Below are 20,779 nucleotides of genomic sequence, written 5' to 3' on the forward strand. Positions count from 1 at the left end.
GTCGCGACTCGACGTTCGGCAGGCCGGTTCGTGCAGACACCGTTCGATCAGCCCAGATTCCAGTCGACCGGATCGGCTCCGAGTCCGGTCAAGAGTTCGTTCGCACGACTGAAGGGGCGCGAACCGAAGAAGCCACGCGAGGCCGAAAGCGGTGACGGGTGCGCGGATTCGATGATCGGTGTGTCGCCGAGCATCGGCGCGAGAGTGGCCGCGTCACGACCCCACAAGATCGCCACCATCGGTGACGACCGCGCGACCAGAGCGCGGATAGCCTGCTCGGTCACCGGCTCCCAGCCCTTCTTACGATGAGAAGCGGCTTGACCCGGCTGCACGGTGAGAACGCGATTGAGAAGCAGCACACCTTGTTTCGACCACGGTGTCAGATCGCCGTTCGGCGGTATCGGCAACCCGAGATCCTGGTGATACTCCTTGTAGATGTTGCCGAGACTTCGCGGAACCGGCCGCACGTCCGGTGCAACCGAAAAGCTCAACCCGACAGCGTGACCGGGCGTCGGATAAGGGTCCTGACCGACGATGAGCACTCGAACGTCCTCGAAAGGGTTCGTGAACGCACGCAAGACGTTCTCCCCCGCCGGCAGGTACTCCCGTCCCGCAGCGATCTCTTCGCGCAAGAACTTACCCATCGCGGTGATCTGCTCCGACACCGGTTCGAGTGCTCGCGCCCACCCTGGGTCGACGATCTCTGCAAGCGGCGCCATCAGTCGAGCCTGCGCAACGCGTCGCGGTAGTACGCCGCATTGGCTGCGTACATCTTGACGTTGCCGTCGAGGTGACCGAGCGGAACCTCGTATCCCGCACGGACCTTGGCGGGGACACCGAGTGCCATGCTGCGCGGCGGAACCTGCATCTTGTTGGCCACCACCGCACCAGCGGCGACGATCGACCCCGTCCCGATCACCGTTCCGTTGAGAACAACTGACCCCGACGCGATCAGGCAATGGTCCTCGATGGTCGATCCCTCGATGTGCGCGTTGTGGCCCACGACGCAACCGGAACCGATGACAGTCGCATCGACGGCGGTGCAATGGATGACGGTTCCGTCCTGGATGTTCGATCCGATTCCCACCGAAATGGTTCCGTAGTCACCACGCAATACCGCTTGCGGCCAGATCGAGGTACCCGCTGCGAGAGTCACGGCGCCGATCACCACCGCGTCCGGGTGGACGTATGCGTCCGGATGAATGTCCGGAACTCTGTCTCCAAGTGCGTATACAGCCATGAAAGCAACCTATACCGCGGTGGTACCGGTGGTCGAAAAGCTGTGCCAGCCCCCGTCGCTCTCGCGAAGCGAACCGTCGACGCTCACGCCCGAACCGGCGGCAACCTCACCGATCACGATCCAACCCGACGGAATCTCGACCTCAGGCCCGAAAGTTGCTGCAAATCCGTGATCTTCACCACCGGAGAGGATCCAGTCCAGCGGATCGACGTCGAGTGCCTCGGCCGCCGATGCGACATCCGGTGAGGTCGGAACCGCAGCCGAGAAGATGTCGAACCGCACGTGCGAGGCCTCTGCGAGATGTCGGAGGTCCGCGATCAATCCGTCGGACACGTCCGTCATGGAATGTGCTGATTCTGCGGCGTCCCATGCCGATTGATACGGCGGATTCGGAACGCGATGGGAGGCAAGCAAATCTGGAAAGTTTGCGGGCTTGTCGAGCAGTACGGCTTCGTCGAGCAGTAGTGCCAACCCTGCTGCCGAGCAACCGAACAACCCGGCGACCGCGATCTTGTCACCGATCTTTGCTCCCGAACGCAGAACTGCCGCACGGCCACCGAGATCGCCGAGCACGGTCACCGACACCACGATCACCGGTGACTGGACCAGGTCACCGCCGACCACACCGGCACCCAGATCGGTTGCCGCGTCCCAGATTCCCGCGGAGATTGCGTCGACCACGTCGACGGGTGTCGAAGGCGGGCACCCCAGAGACACCGTGAAGGCCGTCGGCCGCGCTCCCATCGAGACCACATCAGCAGCGTTCTGTGCCACTGCCTTCCGGCCGATGTCGCGTGGTGAAGACCAATCCATTCGGAAATGTCGACCTTCGACCAACATGTCGGACGAGACGACCACACGGCCGTCTCCGGAAGTCACGATGGCGGCATCGTCACCCGGCCCCAATTCAGTGGTGACCGGTTGGATTCGGCCGAGAAGAGATCGCGCGATCACGTCGAACTCCCCCACCTGCTCGACAGTGGGCTCCGACCCGAACTCCGATGATGCAGTGAACTCCGATGATGCGATGAGTCTCTCCAATGCCGACGCAATTCGCTCGTAAGCGGCCTGCGGTACCTTCTAGCTGTGGTCGTGAATGCTTCTGCAAGCTCACGCGTGTGTCGGCAATCCTACCGATTCACCGACATGCTCTCAGAAGTGACAAGACCGCTGATCGACTGGACCAGGACCCGAGCGAAGAACTGAGCATGGCAGACAACACCTCCACCGCAGACAACGCCGACATCGACCCCGACGGCGACGACGATCCGTCAGAGCGCCGCAGTCCGGCGCTGATCGCCACCGCCATCGCACTCCCGGTAGCCCTGATCGTCGGAGTAGTGATCGCGGCCGTCGTCGCGGGAAACAACCCTGAACTCTCGCCGGTTGCATTGGGACCCGTACCGGCACCGGCAGCGGAGTCGCCGGCCTGCGTTTCCCTTCTCGGCGCGCTCCCCGACAAGATCGACGACTTCACGAAAGCCGAATTGGTGGAACCTGCTCCGGCCGGTGCGGCAGCGTGGCAGCGCAGCGAAGGAGAGCCGATCGTCTTGCGCTGCGGACTCGACCGTCCGTCCGAGTTCGACCAGGCTGCAGCACTACAGGTCGTGAACGGTGTCCAGTGGTTCCAGGTCTCGGGAACCGACATCGGTTTGGCGGCGAGCACTTGGTTTGCCGTAGACCGCGGTGAATACATCGGTATCACGATCCCCGACGGGACCGGTCCGACGCCGATTCAGGAAATCTCCGACACCATCACGGCGACCCTCGAACAGAAGCCTCTCGACCCGGCGCCGGTCGCGGTTCCCTGATCAGCGAAGGCCGGTGCCGCGAGCGATGGCGGTGTCGACCAGAGTCGAAATCAAAGTGCGGTAATCGATTCCGGTGGCGTTCCACATCTTCGGGTACATCGAGATGGAAGTGAACCCGGGCATCGTGTTGATCTCGTTGATCACCGGGCCGTCAGCCGTGACGAAGAAATCGACCCGCGAGAGTCCCTGGCAATCGAGTGCCTTGAACGCGCGGACAGCAAGCTCTCGAATCTGGTCGCTCACCGACTCGTCGAGTTTCGCGGGGATGTCGAATTCACAGACGTCGTCGAGGTACTTGGTGTCGAAGTCGTAGAATGCGTCCGAATCGGCGTCGGAATCCGGCATCCGGATCTCTGCGACCACACTCGCCTTGACGTCGCCGTTCGGGAATTCGAGGACGCCGCATTCCACCTCGCGGCCGATGATCGCGCCTTCGACGATCACCTTGGGATCATGCAGGCGTGCATGAGCGATCGCCCCGTCCAGACCGTCCCAATTGCTCACCCGAGTGATGCCGATGGACGAGCCTCCACGAGCGGGCTTGACGAAAACCGGAAGGCCCAATTCCGCCTTCTGCTCTTCGGTCAGCGTTGCGGTTCCCGGTCGAAGCACGACCTGCACTCCGACGGGAAGTCCTTCAGCAGCAAGAAGCTTCTTCGTGAACTCTTTGTCCATGCCGGCGGCGCTGGCCAGAACTCCGGGTCCGACGTACGGAATCCCGGCAAGTTCGAGCAGACCCTGGATCGTGCCGTCTTCGCCGTAAGCCCCATGAAGAACGGGGAACACGACGTCGACCGACGCGAGCACAGCACCGGCGTCGGAGCCGTCGAAGGAGATGACCTCGCCCTCGCGGGTGGGGTCCGCGCTGAGGACCACCGACGTTCCGTCTTTGTCGACCGACGGCAGCGCGCGCCCGCTGATCGCGAGGGAACTGGGGTCGCTCGAACCGAGCACCCAGGAACCGTCGACAGTGATGCCGATCGGTACGACGTCGTACCGATCGGGGTCGAGGTTGCTCAGGACGCTTCCGGCGGAAACACAGGACACTGAATGCTCATTGCTCCGGCCACCGAAGATCACGGCCACGCGGGTACGACTGCTGTTCACGCGTCAAACCGTACCGCCGAATCGACTGCGGCACGCGATCGGGCCGGACCGATTTCGTCGACCCGGCCCGTTTACGCGTCGAGTGCGCGCTCGATGTCGGCCAGGAGATCGGCGGTGTCCTCGATGCCACAAGCGATTCGGACAAACCCCGCACTGACCGGATCGCCCCAGCGCGCACGGCGATCCGCCGTCGTGTGGATCCCGCCGAAGCTGGTAGCAGCCGTGACGAGAGCGCTCGCTTCGACGAACGAGTGGAATGCCTGAGCCGAATCCAACTCGACGCTCACCAATCCACCGAATCGATTCATCTGACCGGATGCCGTTGCATAGGACGGGTCACCGCGAAGGCCGGGGTAACGAACGGACCGGACTGCTTTGTGATCCACCAACATCTCGGCAAGCGCCAGCGCGTTGTCGCACTGACGCCCGAATCGCAGGCCTGCCGTGCCGAGACTCCGGTGCGCAAGCCACGTCTCGAAGGGGCCGAGCACCGTTCCCGAGAGAAGTCGCTCACGCTCGATTTGCCGACTCACCGCCGTATCGGAGGTGGCGACGTAACCCATCAGGAGGTCACTGTGCCCGCTGAGAGCCTTGGTACCGCTGGCCACCACGACGTCGGCACCCAATTCGAGCGGGCGCTGACCCAGCGGTGTCGCGGTCGTGTTGTCGACGATCAGCAGCGCACCCGAACGGTGGCACACGTCGGCGAGCACGCGAAGGTCGACCACGTCCAGCACCGGGTTGGACGGCGTCTCGGCGACGACGACCACGCGGCCCGGTGACGCGTCGAGCAGATCTACGAAGCTCGCGTCGCCCATCTGCAGAGTCGAAACCTCGCGAACGGTGATTCCCAACGGCGCGAGGCGCTCGTTCGCGTACAACCGCACTTGGTAATACCCGTCCGAGGGCACGACGACGGTATCCCCCGCGACGAGGACGCTGCGCAAGGTAGCGGTGATCGCGGACATCCCCGATCCCATGACGAGGGCGTGGTCCGCTCTCTCGAGCGCCGCGAGCGCGGATTCGAGTCCGCGCCAACCCGGGTTCGATGCACGTGCATAGGTATCGGACTCGGAACCTTCGTCCGCCGAAAGTTGGTACGGCGCAGCGAATATCGGGCCCAGTTGCATGGGCTGACCCGCGGCGTGTTCGCGCGCGACGGCGCTCACGCTGCGCGTCGAATCCCCGTAATCCTCGAAGCGACCCACACCGATTTCACTCATTCCGGCTTCGTCCGGCGTCCGAGCAACTGACCGATCGCATCGCTGACGGCCATGCCTTCGTGGCACACCCGGTGGACCGCGTCGGTCAACGGCATCTCCACGTCGTATCCGGCAGCGAGTGCGCGTACCGACGTGCACGACTTCACGCCCTCGGCGACCTGACCGTTGGTTGCCTTCTGTGCCGACTCCATCGACCCGCCTCGTCCGAGCCGCTCTCCGAACGTCCGGTTTCGCGACAACTCGGACGTGCAGGTCGCTACCAGGTCACCGACGCCCGCCAAGCCTGCAAGAGTCGACGCCTTGGCGCCGAGCGCAACGCCGAGACGAATCGTCTCGGCGAGCCCACGGGTGATGATGCTGGCAACCGTGTTGTCGCCGAATCCACTGCCGGCGGCCATGCCGCAGGCCAGCGCGATCACGTTCTTACACGCACCACCGATCTCGCATCCGATGACGTCGGAGTTGGTGTACGGCCTGAAATAGCCGGTAGCACAAGCATCCTGGAGAGCGAGGGCACGCGAGGAATCCGAACAGGCGATCACCGTCGCCGCGGGCTGCCCGCCGGCGATCTCGTGTGCAAGGTTCGGGCCCGAGAGCACCGCGACGCGCCCCGGTTCCACGCCGGTCACCGACACGATGACCTGGCTCATGCGCATGAGCGTCCCGGTCTCGATTCCCTTGGCCAGACTCAGCAGAGTCGCATCGGGTCCGATCGAGCCTTTCCACTGCTCCAGGTTTGCTCGTAGCGACTGCGAGGGAACCGCCAGCACGATGAAGTCAGCACCTGCCATCGCCTCCTCGTGGTGGTGGGTCGCGCGAATCGACGAAGGCAAAGCAATGCCTGGCAGATAGTCGCTGTTCTCGTGCGTGGTGTCGATGCGCTTCGCGACCTCTTCACGCCTGGCCCACATCGTCACGTCGGTTCCGGCCTCGGCCATCACCTTCGCCAACGCCGTTCCCCACGAACCTGCGCCCAATACAGCTGCCTTACTCACACGCTCACCCCGTCTACCCGGCGAAGCGGGTCGCCGCCAGAAAAATCGTCTGCACAGAGTATCGCCTGTGGTGCACTGCGGTGGGCAGCCGCGGACACCGAGCGTGATGACTGGCAAGATCGAGGGATGGACAGCGCGGAACCCCCGTACCCACACGCCGTGGAGACACCGCATGCGCGCACGGAGATCGAACGCCCCATGCATGCGATAGTGGCCGTCAAGTCCTTGAGATCGGCCAAGTCCCGCCTCGCGGGCGAACTCGACTCGGACGCGCGTGCAGACCTCGTGTTGGCCATGCTTCACGACACCCTCGCCACAGTTGCAGCCGTCTCGGCCATCGACAGCGTCACAGTGGTCACCCCAGACCCCACCGTTGCCGCCCTTGCATATTCCGTCGGCGTGACGGTCTACGCCGATCCAGCTCCCGACGGCGCCCGAACCAACGGCGCAACACCGCGCACGGAGGAAACCCTCAACGCGGCGTTGAGTGCAGCGGCCGCCGATATCCGAGCCAAGCGCGGAGTGGTCGACCTCGTTGTGCTGCAAGCCGACTTGCCCGCCATGCAACCGAGCGAACTGACGGAGGCCGTGGCCGCGGCCCGAAGCGGCGGACGTTCAGTCGTCGTCGATCACCACGGCACCGGCACTTCCGCATTGTTTGCGTGCGGCGAAAGCGCGCTCGACCCTCGGTTCGGGCCGGAATCCGCACTTGGACATGCCAATTCAGGTGCTCGTCCACTCAACGGCCAATGGCCGGGACTGCGCACCGACGTCGACACCCATGCCGATCTCGGCACTGTGCGAGCACTGGGAGTAGGCCCCGCGACATCGGCTTCGTTGACCAGACTCAAGGCCACGCCGTCGAACAGTCGATGAATTTTCTTTCATCGATTGTCGGACCGCGCGATTGTGGGGGATGATCGACGAGTGAGCAATGGCGAAGCACTCGAAAACCGTATTTCCGAAGACCAGTCGGACGGAGACCACAGCTCCGGCCGGCACGAGAACGGCGCGGCCACCTCGCCGCGATCTCAGGCCGTCGCGGTCGCCACCAACATCCCGGGCGCTCCCCCTGCAGCTACCAAGGCAGAGCTACCCGAATTGCTCGTCGGACTTCCCGAGGATCGTTACCTCAACCGCGAACTCAGCTGGCTCGATTTCAATGCCCGTGTTCTCGCATTGGCTGCCGACGAGTCACTGCCGTTGCTCGAACGCGCAAAGTTCCTCGCCATCTTCGCTTCCAATCTCGACGAATTTTTCATGGTCCGGGTCGCCGGACTCAAGCGCCGCGACGAGACGGGACTGTCGGTCAGGTCCGCCGACGGCCTCTCCCCACGCGAACAATTGGCGCTCATCGCGCGTCGCACCCAGGAACTCGCTGACAAGCACGCACACGTGTTTCTCGACTCGGTCCGCCCTGCCCTGGCGGCAGAAGGCATTTCAATTGTTCGATGGGCCGACCTCAGTGCCGACGATCACGGCCGGCTCTCGGCGCATTTCCACGAGCAGGTCTTCCCGGTACTGACGCCGTTGGCAGTCGATCACGCCCACCCGTTCCCCTACATCAGCGGACTGAGCCTCAACCTCGCCGTGACAGTGAAGGACTCCGTCACCCGCGGCGAACACTTCGCTCGCGTCAAGGTTCCCGACAACGTCGGCCGGTTCGTGCGAGTCAAGAGCACGACATCTTCGTCCACCATCGATTCTTTCCTCCCGATGGAAGAACTGATTTCGGCTCATCTGGACGTGCTGTTCCCCGGAATGGAAATCGTCGAACATCACGCTTTCCGAATCACACGCAACGCCGATTTCGAGGTCGAAGAAGATCGGGACGAGGATCTGCTGCAGGCACTCGAACGTGAATTGGCGCGTCGTCGTTTCGGTTCACCCGTTCGCCTCGAAGTTGCCGACGACATGACCGAGCACATGCTCGAACTGCTTCTGCGTGAACTCGACGTCGATCCGGCCGACGTGATCGAGGTTTCCGGTCTCCTCGACTTGTCCTGCCTCTGGCAGGTTTACGCCGTCGACCGCCCCGCTCTCAAAGACGCTCCGTTCGTCCCGGCGACGCATCCGGCGTTCGGTGAACGCGAGACTCCGAAGAGCGTGTTCTCGACCCTGCGCGAAGGCGACGTGCTCGTCCACCACCCATACGACTCGTTTTCCACAAGCGTTCAACGCTTCATCGAACAGGCCGCCGCCGACCCGCAGGTGCTCGCGATCAAGCAGACCCTGTACCGCACTTCCGGCGACTCCCCCATCGTCAATGCACTGATCGACGCCGCCGAAGCGGGCAAGCAGGTTGTCGCGCTGGTGGAGATCAAGGCCCGCTTCGACGAGCAGGCCAACATCAAGTGGGCACGCAAACTCGAGCAGGCCGGCGTTCACGTCGTCTACGGTCTCGTCGGTCTCAAGACTCACTGCAAGACGTGCCTCGTCGTCAGACGAGAGGGCTCGACCATTCGTCGTTACTGCCACATCGGCACGGGCAACTACAACCCGAAGACCGCGCGCATGTACGAGGACGTCGGATTGCTCACCGCAGCACCGGAGATCGGTGCAGACCTCACCGACCTCTTCAACTCGCTGACCGGATACTCCCGAAAGACGAGCTACCGCAACCTTCTCGTAGCGCCGTACGGGGTTCGCCGCGGGATCATCGAGCGGATCGACAACGAGATCGCTCACAAGCTCGCAGGCCGCGATGCCGGTATCCGCTTGAAGGCCAACGCATTGGTCGACGAGCAGGTCATCGACGCGTTGTACCGCGCGTCCAAGGCCGGTATCCCCGTCGAGATCGTGGTCCGCGGAATCTGCGCGCTCAAGCCGGGCGTTCCCGGCCTCAGCGAAAACATCGAAGTACGTTCCATTCTCGGACGCTTCCTCGAACACTCGCGAATGTTCCATTTCCGCTCGGCCGACGAATTCTGGATCGGCAGCGCAGACATGATGCACCGCAACCTCGATCGCCGCGTCGAGGTCATGGTGCAGGTCAAGGACCCGAAACTGTCGAAGCAACTCGGTGACATCTTCGACTCCGCGCTCGATCCCCGAACTCGCTGCTGGGTACTGCATCCGGACGGGAGTTGGGTCGCTGCCCCCGAACGCGGTGAGGACGTACGTGAGCATCAACAGTCGTTGATGCGCAGTCGCACCGCCAGCGGGTCTTGACGGGCTCGGATCACACAATGAGCGACAAGCCGGTCAAAGCCAACATCTTTGCCGCAGGCGCGGTTCTGTGGCGGAAGGCTCCTCAGGATCCTTCCGCCATCGAGATCGCCGTCGTACATCGACCGAAGTACGACGACTGGTCATTCCCCAAAGGAAAGCTCGATCCCGGCGAGACCTTCTTGACCGCAGCAGTTCGCGAGGTCCGCGAAGAGACCTCGATCACCGGACGTTTCGGAAGGCACCTCGGTGGCGTGACGTACCCGATCCCGGGACATCGCAAACTCAAACGGGTCGAATACTGGTCGGCCGAAGCAGTGGACGGAGATTTCGGGCCGAATAGCGAAGTGGATGTTCTCTATTGGCTTCCGGTCACCGAGGTAGCCGATCATCTTTCCTACCCGATGGATCGAATGATTCTTCGCCGCTTCGTTTCCCTTCGGCCTGACACGAAAACGGTATTACTCGTCCGCCACGCAAAAGCTGGAAGCCGTAAGCGATACAAGGGCGACGACAACGTGCGTCCACTCGACGCCAAGGGCAAAGAGCAATCCGCCGCCTTGGTCGAACAGCTGAAAATCTTCGGAGCCGATTCGGTTTTCGCGGCTGACCGTACGCGCTGCATCGACACTGTGATGCCATTGGCGGAGGCATTGGGTGTAGAGATTTCGACGGAACCTCTTCTGACCGAAGAAGGTTACGAGGCCGATCCCGACGCCGCCAGGGCGCGTGCGCTGCAGATCGCCGCACTGGAGGGCACTCCCGTAATCTGCAGCCAAGGAGGCGTCATCCCCGATTTGATGCGCTGGTGGGCTGATACGGCCGGTGTAACACTGCCCTCGGCGCGCAACCGTAAGGCGAGCACTTGGGTGCTCTCGTTCCTCGACGGCCGTCTGGTAGCCGCGGATCACCTCGACAGCCCGCTCCCCAAAGTCGCCAACTCCTGAGGGATTTGGACCAACCGACACCCAGCTCGATTCGGTAGTTTTGCAAAGCACTGAAACACAGGAGAATTCACACTTCTCCCAGACAGCAAAAAAGAGGTGCAGCCGCGGATCTGATCCGCGGCTGCACCTCTTTGTCTTACGGCATCGGGTTTTTCACCCGAACGCGACTACTTTGCGCGCTTGGCCGGAGCCTTCTTGGCCGGAGCCTTCTTGGCTGCGGTCTTGGCGGGGGCCTTCTTGGCCGGAGCCTTCTTGGCCGGAGCCTTGGCTGCGGTCTTGGCCGGAGCCTTCTTGGCGGGAGCCTTGGTGGCAACCGTCTTCTTGGCTGCGGTCTTGGCCGGAGCCTTCTTGGCGGGAGCCTTCGCGGCAACCGTCTTCTTGGCTGCGGTCTTGGCCGGAGCCTTCTTGGCCGGAGCCTTCTTGGCTGCGGTCTTCTTGGCAGCAGCCTTCTTGGCTGCAGCCTTGGTGGCCGGTGCTGCTACGCCACGCTTGACTGCCGGGCCGGTGGCCGGAAGCTTCTGTCCACCAGCGATAACAGCCTTGAACTGCGCACCCGGACGGAAAGCCGGAACCGACGTCGGCTTGACCTTGACGGTCTCGCCCGTACGCGGGTTGCGTGCAACACGTGCTGCACGACGACGCTGCTCGAAGACTCCGAAGCCGGTGATGGTCACGCTCTCGCCACGGTGGACGGCGCGGACGATGGTGTCCACGACGTGCTCCACTGCGTCGGTCGCTGTGCGCCTGTCCGAACCCAGCTTTTCAGTCAGAACATCGATGAGCTCTGCCTTGTTCATTGAAATTCCTCCGCTAATTGTGGTCCACCGTCGGACCGACTGAGAACCACGGTAAACCTGATAACGGCAAGAGTCTATGTGCCACGCCAATTCTCATTCAACGTGACTGCGAAATGGTGACCTATTTCTCTTCCCGCGCGGAGTTGCGGATTTCGGTTCAGCCCTGCGAAATTCGGGCTGGAAGGGTAGTCGGTTTCCATGAAGGCCTTGACTTTTCGAACTCGGAAATCGCGTCTACCTGCCGCAATGTCAGTCCGATGTCGTCGAGACCCTCCAGCAGACGCCACCGTGTGTAGTCGTCAATATTGAACGGCACCACCGTAGTTCCGGCGCTGACGGTCCGATTCTCGAGATCTACTGTCAATTCCAATCCGGGCTGCTCTTCGAGCAACTTCCAGAGCAATTCGACGTCGCTCTGCTCGACCTGTGCCGCTACGAGACCGGCTTTTCCGGCGTTTCCGCGGAAGATGTCGGCGAACCGGGATGCGATGACGACCCGAAATCCGAAGTCGGAGAGAGCCCACACGGCATGCTCACGCGAAGAGCCCGTGCCGAAATCGGGACCGGCCACGAGGACACTTCCCTTGTCGTACGGAGCCAGATTGAGAATGAAGTTGGGGTCGGTACGCCAGCCTGCAAACAGCCCGTCCTCGAATCCGGTGCGCGTCACCCGTTTCAGGTACACGGCAGGGATGATCTGGTCGGTATCGACATTCGAGCGTCGCAGCGGGACGCCGATACCCTTGTGCGTGGTAAAGGATTCCATCGAAATTCTCCTCGAGATGGTAAGTGGGTCAGACCAGATCGGCCGGTGCCGAGAGCGTTCCGCGGACCGCCGTGGCAGCCGCGACGAGCGGGGAAACCAGATGAGTCCGGCCGCCTTTACCCTGTCGGCCTTCGAAATTCCGGTTGGACGTCGATGCCGAACGCTCGCCGGGAGCAAGCTGGTCAGGGTTCATTCCCAAGCACATCGAGCAACCGGCCTGGCGCCATTCAGCCCCTGCCGCTGTGAAGATTTCACCGAGACCTTCGCTTTCGGCTTGAGCCCGCACCCGCATCGAGCCGGGAACGATGAGCATCCGAACGCCCTCTGCCACATGGCGACCCTCGAGCACCTCCGCCACTGCGCGCAGGTCTTCGATGCGTCCGTTGGTGCACGAACCGACGAACACGGTGTCGACAGAAACATCCCGAAGCGGCATACCGGCGTCGAGACCCATGTAGGTGAGCGCCTTCTCGGCTGCCTGACGCTCGCTCTCGTCGACGATCAGTTCGGGATCAGGCACACGGTCGCCGAGCGGCGCACCCTGTCCCGGATTGGTTCCCCACGTGACGAAAGGCGTCAATGCGCTTGCGTCGATGTGAACCTCGTTGTCGAATTCCGCGCCCTCGTCGGTCTTGAGCAACTCCCACGCGGCGACGGCTTCGTCCCACTCTGCGCCGGACGGTGCATGCGGACGGCCCTTGATGAACTCGTAAGTGGTCTCGTCCGGTGCGATCATGCCCGCGCGGGCTCCGGCCTCGATCGACATGTTGCAGATGGTCATACGAGCTTCCATCGACAGTTTGCGAATGGCCTCGCCGCGGTACTCCAGTACGTAGCCCTGGCCGCCGCCGGTGCCGATCTTGGCGATGACTGCGAGGATCAAGTCCTTGCTCGTGACGCCGGGAGGCAGCTCGCCGTCGACCGTGATCGCCATGGTCTTGAAGGGGCGCAACGACAATGTCTGCGTTGCCATCACATGCTCGACCTCGCTGGTGCCGATTCCCATTGCGAGCGCACCGAATGCGCCGTGCGTCGACGTATGACTGTCGCCGCACACCACGGTGGTTCCGGGCTGCGTCAGGCCGAGCTGCGGTCCGACCACATGCACGATGCCTTGGTCGAGATCGCCCATGCGGTGCAAGCGAACTCCGAACTCCTCGCAATTTCGGCGCAAGGTGTCGACCTGAGTCTTGGACACAGGATCTGCGATCGGCTTGTCGATGTCGATCGTCGGAACGTTGTGGTCCTCGGTGGCAATCGTCAGGTCGGGACGGCGCAACTGGCGTCCCGCCAGGCGAAGTCCGTCGAATGCCTGGGGGCTCGTCACTTCGTGAACGAGGTGGAGATCGATGTAGATGAGGTCGGGATCCTGCCCCTCCCCTTTCACGACAACGTGGTCGTCCCACACCTTCTCGGCGAGAGTGCGTGCTTTCTGTGCCATGTCTTCCACCTCTGTACGTAGCCTCGCGTCGGCGGACTACGGGCTGGCCCGCCGCGCGTGAAGTAGGTCCCCAGCCTTCACAGCAGATGCAGACTGTCCCGAGGAAATGCGCTATCCCTCCAGGAAATGCGGTAGCATCCCACTATGCGAGAATCTGGTATCGACCTATGAGACAGCATAGCGGCATCGGCGTCCTGGACAAAGCAATGGGCGTGCTTCATGCAGTAGCTGAGGAACCGTGCAGCCTCACCGAACTCTGTGCACGAACCGGTTTGCCGCGCGCGACCGCCCATAGACTCGCCGTCGGTCTCGAAGTCCATCGACTCCTCACTCGCGACTCGGACGGTCAGTGGTGCCCAGGGCCCGGACTCGCCGAACTCGCTGCCACCGCTAATGATCCACTCATTGCTGCGGCCGGACTCATCCTCCCCCGCCTTCGCGAAATCACCGGCGAAAGCGTCCAGCTGTACCGTCGCGAAGGCACACAACGCATCTGCGTCGCGTCGATGGAACCACCGACCGGCCTGCGTGACACGGTGCTCGTCGGAGCCCGACTGCCGATGAACGCCGGATCCGGCGCCAAGGTCCTTCTCGCATGGGCAGATCCACAAACCCAACGGACCGTCCTCGCCGATGCGTCGTTCGGCGAACGAGTGCTCCTCGAGGTTCGCCGGCGCGGCTGGGCACAGAGCGCGGCCGAACGTGAGCCCGGTGTCGCCAGCGTCGCGGCTCCCGTCCGAGACTCGGCAGGCGCTGTCATTGCCGCGATTTCGGTCTCCGGCCCCATCGATCGGATGGGTAGACGACCGGGAGCCCGCTGGGCGGCGGACCTTCTCGCAGCTGCCGAAGCGCTCCACAAGCGTCTGTAATTCGTGACACAGTAAGGCCTTCAGATCCTCGAGCACGTAGGAGTACGACGCGACCATGGCAGGAAAGCAGCGTAGTCAGATCACGATGACCGAGGCCGAAATCTCGAGCTTCGTCGAAAAGAGCCGTACGGCAACGATGGCGACGTTGAGCGCCGACGGAATGCCTCACCTGATCGCGATGTGGTTCGCGATAGTCGACGGCGAAATCTGGTTCGAGACCAAAGCCAAGTCGCAGAAGGCCGTCAATCTTCGCCGGGACTCCCGAATGTCCGTCCTGATCGAAGACGGTCAGACGTACGACACGCTCCGAGGAGTCTCGATGGAGGGTACCGGGGTCATCGTCGAAGATCCGGAAGCCCTCTTCGCTGTGGGAATCAGCGTCTGGGAGCGATACACGGGCCCGTACACCGACGATCTCCGCCCGGCCGTCGACGCGATGCTCCACAAGCGCGTCGCGGTACGGTTCGTTCCCGATCGAACTCGTTCGTGGGATCACCGCAAGCTCGGGATGCCTGCGATGCCTCTTTCCGGCTCTACCGCACCGCCGCCGCAGCCCTGAGATTCGTGAGCGGAAAAATCACGAGCAATCGAATTCGGGCCGGCGTAGTTTCACCAACAGGCCCAACAACAAGGAGTGAGCATATGAGCGATCTCGACAGCAACACCCCGTCCGAACCCGAATCCCAATCGGAGGAAACCAAACGAAAGTTCCGTGAGGCCCTCGAACGGAAGAATCATCAGAACGCCAAATCGACCGACCATCGCGACGGACAGTCCAAGGTCCACAACACGCATGGCCCGGCCGATCACAAGCGAGAGTTCCGCCGTAAGAGCGGATAACCGATCGCGGACAACAGAGTGAGATGACGATCACCCCCAGTCGAATTCGACTGGGGGTGATCGTTTTTCGCATCGCCGGAAACATTTCCCGCACATACGAAAAGACCCCCCGATCAATGATCGGAGGGTCTTTCCTTTGTAGCCCCGACGGGATTCGAACCCGCGCTACCGCCTTGAGAGGGCGGCGTCCTAGGCCGCTAGACGACGGGGCCAGGACACGCTTTTAAACGTGGTATTTCAGTCTTGCTCTTGGATGCTCAGCAAGCTTAGCTTGTCTGAGTCCGGCCACAAAATCGACCGGATTTCCGCTGGGGTACCAGGACTCGAACCTAGAATGGCGGTACCAGAAACCGCTGTGTTGCCAATTACACCATACCCCAAGGTCTTGCTCACCAGCCTTGCTCGATCCGCTTCGCTGTTGTGCTCGGCGGCTCGTCTCCGGCCGAAAAGAAGATTACCAGTACCCCTGCCCCAAATACCAAATCGTATGGTCACAGGAGGTTTTTGCTTCATTTTCGGCCGGAAGACCGTCCGATCTAGGCGGTTACCGCTGCCCTACCGGCGCGCAACCGAGCGAGCGAGACCTCACGACCGAGCAATTCCATCGACTCGTACAGCGGAGGGCTGATGTGAGAGCCCGTGATCGCGACCCGAACCGGAGCGAAGGCCTTACGCGGTTTGAGCTCCAGATCCTCGATGAGGGCCTTCTTGAGTGCTTCCTCGATACTGGCCGCGGACCACTCTGAGATGGCATCGAGCGCCGCAAGAGACGCGTCCAGAACCGGACCGGCATCTTCCTTCAGGTTCTTTGCCGCCGCGGCCGGATCGAGAGCAAACGACGCCTCGTCGACGAACAGGAATTTCAGCAGATCCCACGCGTCGGACAGGACGACGATGCGCGTCTGCACGAGGTCCGCCGCAACAGTGAACGTCGCTTCGTCGACGTCGGCGCCGATATGTCCGTGCTCCACCAGGAACGACTTCAGACGACCGGCGAAGTCGGCCGGCTCGAGCAGACGAATGTGCTCGGCATTGATCGCGTCGGCCTTCTTCTGGTCGAAGCGGGCAGGATTGGAGTTGACCTTGGAGACGTCGAAGGCCGCAACCATCTCGTCGAGCGAGAAGACATCGTGATCGTCGGCGATGCTCCACCCGAGCAGAGCCAAGTAGTTCAGCAATCCCTCGGGAATGAAGCCCCGATCGCGGTGGATGAAGAGGTTGGACTCGGGATCGCGCTTGGAAAGCTTCTTGTTGCCCTGACCCATCACGAAAGGCAAGTGCCCGAACGACGGTGTGAAATCGGCGACACCGATACGAATCAATGCCTCGTACAACGCGAGCTGACGCGGAGTCGAGGACAGCAGATCTTCGCCGCGCAGTACATGGGTGATCTTCATCAACGCGTCGTCGACCGGGTTGACCAACGTGTACAGCGGAATGCCGTTGCCGCGAGTCAGCGCGAAGTCCGGAACGGTGCCTGCCTTGAACGTGGTCTCGCCCCGCACCAGGTCGTTCCAGGTCAGATCGTGATCGGGCATCCGGAGGCGGACGACGGGCTTGCGCCCCTCGGCGATGTAGGCAGCGCGCTGCTCGTCGCTGAGCTCGCGATCGAAGTTGTCGTATCCGAGCTTCGGATCGCGTCCGGCCGCCTTGTGTCGCGCTTCGACCTCCTCGTTGGTCGAGTAGGACTCGTAGGCCTCGCCCGCGGCCAGCAACTTGGCAACAACGTCGAGATGCAGGTCGCGACGCTCGGACTGGCGATACGGTGCGTGCGGCCCACCGACCTCCGGGCCTTCGTCCCAATTGAGCCCCAACCAGCGGAGGGCGTCGAGGATGGCCTGGTAGGACTCTTCACTGTCGCGCTGCGCATCGGTGTCTTCGATACGGAACACGAATGTGCCGCCGTGGTGTCGTGCGAATGCCCAGTTGAACAAGGCGGTGCGCACCAAACCCACGTGCGGGGTTCCGGTGGGTGACGGACAGAAACGGACGCGTACTTCGCTGTTGGTCATGGCTCACTTGGCTCGGCGATGATGGATGGTCGTACTACAGGTTAGTCCGGCAGCCCTTCCTCCATCCGGCCGATCACTTACCCGGCAGGACGTTGATGCGTGTCATGTCGCCGTCGTAGTAGGCCAGCAGTCGCTTGTCCATGACCTTTCGCCACAGCGGCGGCACCCACGCGCAGACGATCATGACTGCGTAACCCGTTGGAAGTTGCGGCGCTTCGGCCGCACTTCGCAGGCTCTGGTACCGCAGACGCGGATTCGCGTGATGGTCGCTGTGACGCTGAAGTTGATAGAGGAACAGATTGCTGACGACGTGGTCGCTGTTCCAGCTGTCCTCGGGCGAGCACCGGACGTACGAGCCGTCAGGCCGCTTCGCACGTAGCAAGCCGTAGTGCTCGAGATAGTTGGCGGTCTCGAGGAACGTGAAGCCTGCAATTGCCTGAACGGCGAGCCACGGCGCAATTTCCCAGCCGAACACGGCGATCAGACTGCCGAACAGAACCACACTCATCGCCCACGCGTTCAGGATGTTGTTGCGATAACTCCACGTCCGTCTCCGCTGACGCCTCAGACGAGCGCTTTCGATCCGCCATCCCGAGCGCAGGCCGCCGATGACGCTGCGAGGCAAGAAGAACCAGAAGTTTTCCTTGTACCGTGAGCTGGCCGGATCCTCCGGCGTCGCGACGCGGACGTGGTGACCATGGTTGTGTTCGACGTAGAAATGGCCGTAGAAGGACTGCGCGAGCGCTACTTTCGCGAGCCACTTCTCGAGCTTCTCACTCTTGTGCCCCAATTCATGCGCCGCGTTGATCCCCACACCGGCAACCACGCCGGCAGTCATCGCGAGCGCGAACTTCTCCCCCGCCGCCATCGGCGCGTTCACCCAGCACCACGCGACGAACACCAGCCCGACGTATTGGAGGGGCAGGAACAAGTACGTGCACCAGCGGTAGAAACGATCCTCTTGCAATTCAGGGATCGCTTCGTCCGGTGGGCTGTTGCCGTCCTCGCCCGCCAGGAGATCGATCAGGGGAATGACGATGACGATCAGCCACGCCCCGATGGCCCAGAAGAGCCCGAGACTGAATTTGTCGACCAGGAACCACGCAGCGAACGGGCTGAGAGGAACCAGCAAACCCAGTGGCCACAGGTAGCGCTTCTTGTCTCGCCACACCGGCCGCTGCCCGTTCCGCGCTTGCCCTGCCGCTGTCCGGGAGGCTTCCGCGAAGGTCGTCATGTATCACCACGTTTCTGCGCAATCCACTCGATTGCCCCATCGGCTTCTATCCAGTTATCGGTCACCCTACTGCTCAGCGTTACATTTCAGGGAATTTGGTCTGTTACGGGCCGCGACAGCAAACCGTATGGCGAACTCTCCCAACCTGGCCAAATCCGACATAACGCCAGGAGGATCAGAGGCGAAGCTTCGCCTGGGTCATGAAACCCGCAGGTCAGTCCCGGAGCCTGATTTCTTCGAGTCGGTTGGCAATCCCGATCAATCCACTGGCGATAGTTACCATCTTGCAACTTTTCTGCGACAGACACCTCTCGACCTCACACCACGACGGAGGCCCCATCCGGTTGGATGGGGCCTCCGTAGTCGCGTGACTGAACGAACCGGGTCAGATCAGCTCTTGGCGGTCACCGGGTTCGTGAGCGTGCCGATCCCCGAGACCGTGACCGACACGGAATCGCCGTCGACGATCGGGCCTACTCCGGCGGGGGTGCCGGTGAGGATGACGTCGCCAGGCAAGAGAGTCATCACCGCCGAGATCCACTCGATGATCTTCGGAATGTCGTGGAGGAGATAAGCCGTGCTGCTGTCCTGCTTGACCTGGCCGTTCACCTCGGTCTTGATGTCGACGTCGGACGCATCCAGACTGGTTTCGATCCAGGGGCCGAGTGGGCAGAAAGTGTCGTGGCCCTTCGCGCGCGTCCACTGCCCGTCGTGACGCTGATGATCTCGCGCCGACACGTCGTTGGCGATCGTGTAACCGAGGACCACGCTCAACGCCTTCGCCGCCGGAACGTCCTTGCACGGTTGACCGATGACGACCGCGAGTTCACCCTCGAAGTGCACCTCGTTCGAGGTGGGAGGCAAGACGATCGGGGCACCCGGGCCAACTATGGACGTGTTTGGCTTGAGGAAGATCACGGGGTCCGCGGGAGCCTCTCCGCCCATCTCCGCGATGTGATCTGCATAATTCTTGCCGATGCAGATCACCTTGCTGGCGAGAATCGGAGCCAGCAGACGGACATCGGCGAGCGGCCAACTTCGGCCGGTAAATGTGGGGTTCCCGAACGGGTGCTCCGCAATTTCCTTGGCGACGAGGGCATCCTCTTCACCTTCGATACTGACGAACGCAACACCATCGGGACTGGCAATTCGACCAAGACGCATGCCGGCCAGTCTATCGGGGTGCCGGAAACGACTGACGCGCGCAAGCCGAAAGGCTTACGCGCGTCAGTCTCGTGAAAGAATTCCTTACAGCGCTGCAGTGATCCGGTCGCCGATCTCCGTTGTGGAGATGGGACCTTCGCCGCGGGTAGCCAGGTCGGCAGCGACCACAGCCTCGACCCGAGCGGCGTCGTCCTCGCGTCCGAGATGGCGAAGAAGCAGTGCGGCCGAGAGGATCGCGGCGGTGGGATCAGCGATTCCCTTGCCGGCGATGTCCGGAGCACTCCCGTGAACGGGCTCGAACATCGACGGGTTGGTACCCGAGGCATCGATGTTTCCGCTTGCGGCCAAACCGATGCCACCGGTTACGGCGCCGGCGAGGTCGGTGATGATGTCACCGAAGAGGTTGTCCGTGACGATCACGTCGAAGCGCGACGGGTCGGTGACCATGTAGATCGTGGCCGCGTCGATGTGGCAGTACGCGGTTTCGACGTCCGGGAACTCGGCACCGACGGTCTCGATTGCACGCGTCCAGATTGCGCCCGCGTTGGAGAGCACGTTGGTCTTGTGAATCAAGGTGAGGTGCTTGGACCGGGTCTGCGCCAAGGCAAATGCGTAACGCACCACGCGCTCGGCCCCGAACCAGGTGTTGATCGACACCTCGGTTGCGATCTCGTGATCGGTGCCGACGCGGATCGCTCCACCGTTTCCGGTGTACGGACCCTCGGTGCCTTCACGAACCACGACGAAGTCGATCTCCGGCTGGGCCGCCAACGGCGACAGCGCACCCGGATACAGCTGTGCGGGGCGAAGATTCACGTGATGATCGAGCTGGAAGCGCATGTTCAGCAGCAGACCACGCTCGAGGATGCCGGGTGCGACGATCCGCGGATCACCGATGGCGCCCAACAGGATTGCGTCGTGCTGACGAATCTGGTCCAGCTCGTCCGCCGGGAGCAACTCGCCGGTGGCGTTGTAGCGACGGGCACCGAGATCGTATTCGGTGGTTTCCAGATCCGGAACCAACTTGCCGAGCACCTTGAGCGCCTCGGCAGTGACCTCGACGCCGATTCCGTCACCCGGAATGACCGCAAGCTTCATGGAGTCCTCATCTCAGTAGAACTGTGCGCCTTTATCAACCGCGGGCGGTTGATAAAGGCGCACAGCA

Annotated in this window: 20 protein-coding genes and 2 tRNA genes; 7 read left to right on the forward strand and 15 right to left on the reverse strand. The window is 62.4% G+C overall.

The genetic code is table 11. From position 1 onward, the window contains the following. Positions 1–47: 47 nt before the first annotated feature. Genes P3G66_RS06430 through P3G66_RS06440 form a run of 3 tightly spaced genes read right to left on the reverse strand, consistent with a single transcriptional unit; the run spans position 48 to position 2,281 of the window. Positions 48–719 (reverse strand): uracil-DNA glycosylase, encoded by a 672-nt coding sequence (locus tag P3G66_RS06430; RefSeq protein WP_042450832.1) that lies wholly within the window; start codon positions 717–719, stop codon positions 48–50. Continuing rightward, on the reverse strand, positions 719–1,240 hold the full coding sequence (locus P3G66_RS06435; RefSeq protein WP_003942761.1) for a gamma carbonic anhydrase family protein: 522 nt from the start codon (positions 1,238–1,240) through the stop codon (positions 719–721). Before P3G66_RS06435 ends, P3G66_RS06430 begins: the two co-directional genes overlap by 1 nt. 9 nt (positions 1,241–1,249) lie before the next feature. Next, positions 1,250–2,281, reverse strand: coding sequence for a thiamine-phosphate kinase (locus P3G66_RS06440; protein WP_082920675.1), 1,032 nt, complete (start codon positions 2,279–2,281; stop codon positions 1,250–1,252). A gap of 77 nt (positions 2,282–2,358) precedes the next feature. Between P3G66_RS06440 and P3G66_RS06445 the strand changes: the two genes are divergently transcribed. Further along, positions 2,359–3,051, forward strand: a complete 693-nt coding sequence (locus tag P3G66_RS06445) for a DUF3515 domain-containing protein (protein WP_276116322.1) — start codon at positions 2,359–2,361, stop codon at positions 3,049–3,051. Here P3G66_RS06445 and P3G66_RS06450 read toward each other — a convergent pair whose 3' ends face one another. From P3G66_RS06450 to P3G66_RS06460, 3 genes are all read right to left on the reverse strand, one after another. Continuing rightward, complete coding sequence (locus tag P3G66_RS06450) at positions 3,052–4,158, reverse strand: D-alanine--D-alanine ligase family protein (protein WP_276116323.1); 1,107 nt, start codon at positions 4,156–4,158, stop codon at positions 3,052–3,054. 71 nt (positions 4,159–4,229) lie between these two features. Further along, positions 4,230–5,381 carry a cystathionine gamma-lyase gene (locus P3G66_RS06455; RefSeq protein WP_042925741.1) on the reverse strand — a complete coding sequence of 384 codons (1,152 nt, stop codon included), beginning with the start codon at positions 5,379–5,381 and terminating at the stop codon, positions 4,230–4,232. Then, a complete protein-coding gene (locus P3G66_RS06460; RefSeq protein WP_030535420.1) occupies positions 5,378–6,376 on the reverse strand; it encodes an NAD(P)H-dependent glycerol-3-phosphate dehydrogenase in 999 nt (332 codons plus the stop codon). The genes P3G66_RS06455 and P3G66_RS06460 overlap by 4 nt, the downstream gene beginning before the upstream one ends. A gap of 126 nt (positions 6,377–6,502) precedes the next feature. On the opposite strand from P3G66_RS06460, the gene cofC reads away from it, so the two are divergent. The 3 genes from cofC to P3G66_RS06475 are packed head-to-tail and all read left to right on the forward strand — an operon-like array spanning position 6,503 to position 10,491. After that, the gene (gene cofC, locus P3G66_RS06465) at positions 6,503–7,252 is read left to right on the forward strand and encodes a 2-phospho-L-lactate guanylyltransferase (RefSeq protein WP_080552786.1); all 750 of its coding nucleotides are present in this window, start codon (positions 6,503–6,505) and stop codon (positions 7,250–7,252) included. A gap of 51 nt (positions 7,253–7,303) precedes the next feature. Next, complete coding sequence (locus P3G66_RS06470; protein WP_003942685.1) at positions 7,304–9,547, forward strand: RNA degradosome polyphosphate kinase; 2,244 nt, start codon at positions 7,304–7,306, stop codon at positions 9,545–9,547. Positions 9,548–9,564: 17 nt separating this feature from the next. Continuing rightward, on the forward strand, positions 9,565–10,491 hold the full coding sequence (locus P3G66_RS06475; RefSeq protein ID WP_007729338.1) for an NUDIX hydrolase: 927 nt from the start codon (positions 9,565–9,567) through the stop codon (positions 10,489–10,491). Positions 10,492–10,658: 167 nt separating this feature from the next. Here P3G66_RS06475 and P3G66_RS06480 read toward each other — a convergent pair whose 3' ends face one another. The 3 genes from P3G66_RS06480 to leuC form a co-directional block, all read right to left on the reverse strand. Further along, complete coding sequence (locus tag P3G66_RS06480; protein ID WP_007729339.1) at positions 10,659–11,288, reverse strand: HU family DNA-binding protein; 630 nt, start codon at positions 11,286–11,288, stop codon at positions 10,659–10,661. 157 nt (positions 11,289–11,445) lie between these two features. After that, complete coding sequence (gene leuD / locus P3G66_RS06485) at positions 11,446–12,054, reverse strand: 3-isopropylmalate dehydratase small subunit (RefSeq protein ID WP_003944724.1); 609 nt, start codon at positions 12,052–12,054, stop codon at positions 11,446–11,448. Positions 12,055–12,082: 28 nt separating this feature from the next. Next, positions 12,083–13,504: a 3-isopropylmalate dehydratase large subunit gene (gene leuC / locus P3G66_RS06490; protein WP_003944727.1), complete on the reverse strand. Its 1,422-nt coding sequence runs from the start codon at positions 13,502–13,504 to the stop codon at positions 12,083–12,085. Between the two features lie 158 nt (positions 13,505–13,662). Here leuC and P3G66_RS06495 point away from each other — a divergent pair, with 158 nt between their 5' ends. The 3 genes from P3G66_RS06495 to P3G66_RS06505 all read left to right on the forward strand — a co-directional run bounded on the left by P3G66_RS06495 (position 13,663) and on the right by P3G66_RS06505 (position 15,204). Continuing rightward, entirely contained in the window at positions 13,663–14,364 is a 702-nt protein-coding gene (locus tag P3G66_RS06495; protein ID WP_007729342.1) for an IclR family transcriptional regulator, read from the forward strand. A 55-nt stretch (positions 14,365–14,419) separates the two neighbouring features. Continuing rightward, positions 14,420–14,923 (forward strand): PPOX class F420-dependent oxidoreductase, encoded by a 504-nt coding sequence (locus P3G66_RS06500; RefSeq protein WP_058038610.1) that lies wholly within the window; start codon positions 14,420–14,422, stop codon positions 14,921–14,923. A gap of 83 nt (positions 14,924–15,006) precedes the next feature. Further along, positions 15,007–15,204, forward strand: coding sequence for a DUF5302 domain-containing protein (locus P3G66_RS06505; RefSeq protein WP_007729345.1), 198 nt, complete (start codon positions 15,007–15,009; stop codon positions 15,202–15,204). Positions 15,205–15,343: 139 nt separating this feature from the next. Here the strand turns inward: P3G66_RS06505 and P3G66_RS06510 are convergent. From P3G66_RS06510 to P3G66_RS06535, 6 genes are all read right to left on the reverse strand, one after another. Then, positions 15,344–15,416 (reverse strand) — tRNA-Glu (locus P3G66_RS06510). A 96-nt stretch (positions 15,417–15,512) separates the two neighbouring features. Then, positions 15,513–15,584: transfer RNA gene (locus P3G66_RS06515), tRNA-Gln, on the reverse strand. A 156-nt stretch (positions 15,585–15,740) separates the two neighbouring features. Beyond that, positions 15,741–17,216, reverse strand: a complete 1,476-nt coding sequence (gene gltX, locus P3G66_RS06520) for a glutamate--tRNA ligase (protein WP_003944712.1) — start codon at positions 17,214–17,216, stop codon at positions 15,741–15,743. Between the two features lie 73 nt (positions 17,217–17,289). After that, positions 17,290–18,450 carry an alkane 1-monooxygenase gene (locus tag P3G66_RS06525; protein WP_276116324.1) on the reverse strand — a complete coding sequence of 387 codons (1,161 nt, stop codon included), beginning with the start codon at positions 18,448–18,450 and terminating at the stop codon, positions 17,290–17,292. A gap of 390 nt (positions 18,451–18,840) precedes the next feature. Next, complete coding sequence (locus P3G66_RS06530) at positions 18,841–19,614, reverse strand: fumarylacetoacetate hydrolase family protein (protein WP_276116325.1); 774 nt, start codon at positions 19,612–19,614, stop codon at positions 18,841–18,843. Positions 19,615–19,698: 84 nt separating this feature from the next. After that, entirely contained in the window at positions 19,699–20,712 is a 1,014-nt protein-coding gene (locus tag P3G66_RS06535; RefSeq protein WP_003944691.1) for a 3-isopropylmalate dehydrogenase, read from the reverse strand. Between the last annotated feature and the right edge of the window lie 67 nt (positions 20,713–20,779).

It is taken from the genome of Rhodococcus sp. C3V, assembly GCF_029269915.1.
Taxonomy (GTDB): domain Bacteria; phylum Actinomycetota; class Actinomycetes; order Mycobacteriales; family Mycobacteriaceae; genus Rhodococcus_F; species Rhodococcus_F qingshengii.

What these genes read in the sequence shown, in the direction of transcription:
- P3G66_RS06480 (WP_007729339.1), bottom strand. Translation starts at nt 11,288, where the DNA reads ATGAACAAGGCAGAGCTCATCGATGTTCTGACTGAAAAGCTGGGTTCG.
- cofC (WP_080552786.1), top strand. Translation starts at nt 6,503, where the DNA reads ATGGACAGCGCGGAACCCCCGTACCCACACGCCGTGGAGACACCGCAT.
- P3G66_RS06500 (WP_058038610.1), top strand. Translation starts at nt 14,420, where the DNA reads ATGGCAGGAAAGCAGCGTAGTCAGATCACGATGACCGAGGCCGAAATC.
- P3G66_RS06495 (WP_007729342.1), top strand. Translation starts at nt 13,663, where the DNA reads ATGAGACAGCATAGCGGCATCGGCGTCCTGGACAAAGCAATGGGCGTG.
- P3G66_RS06455 (WP_042925741.1), bottom strand. Translation starts at nt 5,381, where the DNA reads ATGAGTGAAATCGGTGTGGGTCGCTTCGAGGATTACGGGGATTCGACG.
- P3G66_RS06435 (WP_003942761.1), bottom strand. Translation starts at nt 1,240, where the DNA reads ATGGCTGTATACGCACTTGGAGACAGAGTTCCGGACATTCATCCGGAC.
- P3G66_RS06475 (WP_007729338.1), top strand. Translation starts at nt 9,565, where the DNA reads ATGAGCGACAAGCCGGTCAAAGCCAACATCTTTGCCGCAGGCGCGGTT.
- P3G66_RS06525 (WP_276116324.1), bottom strand. Translation starts at nt 18,450, where the DNA reads ATGACGACCTTCGCGGAAGCCTCCCGGACAGCGGCAGGGCAAGCGCGG.
- P3G66_RS06535 (WP_003944691.1), bottom strand. Translation starts at nt 20,712, where the DNA reads ATGAAGCTTGCGGTCATTCCGGGTGACGGAATCGGCGTCGAGGTCACT.
- P3G66_RS06530 (WP_276116325.1), bottom strand. Translation starts at nt 19,614, where the DNA reads ATGCGTCTTGGTCGAATTGCCAGTCCCGATGGTGTTGCGTTCGTCAGT.
- leuD (WP_003944724.1), bottom strand. Translation starts at nt 12,054, where the DNA reads ATGGAATCCTTTACCACGCACAAGGGTATCGGCGTCCCGCTGCGACGC.
- gltX (WP_003944712.1), bottom strand. Translation starts at nt 17,216, where the DNA reads ATGACCAACAGCGAAGTACGCGTCCGTTTCTGTCCGTCACCCACCGGA.
- P3G66_RS06430 (WP_042450832.1), bottom strand. Translation starts at nt 719, where the DNA reads ATGGCGCCGCTTGCAGAGATCGTCGACCCAGGGTGGGCGCGAGCACTC.
- P3G66_RS06505 (WP_007729345.1), top strand. Translation starts at nt 15,007, where the DNA reads ATGAGCGATCTCGACAGCAACACCCCGTCCGAACCCGAATCCCAATCG.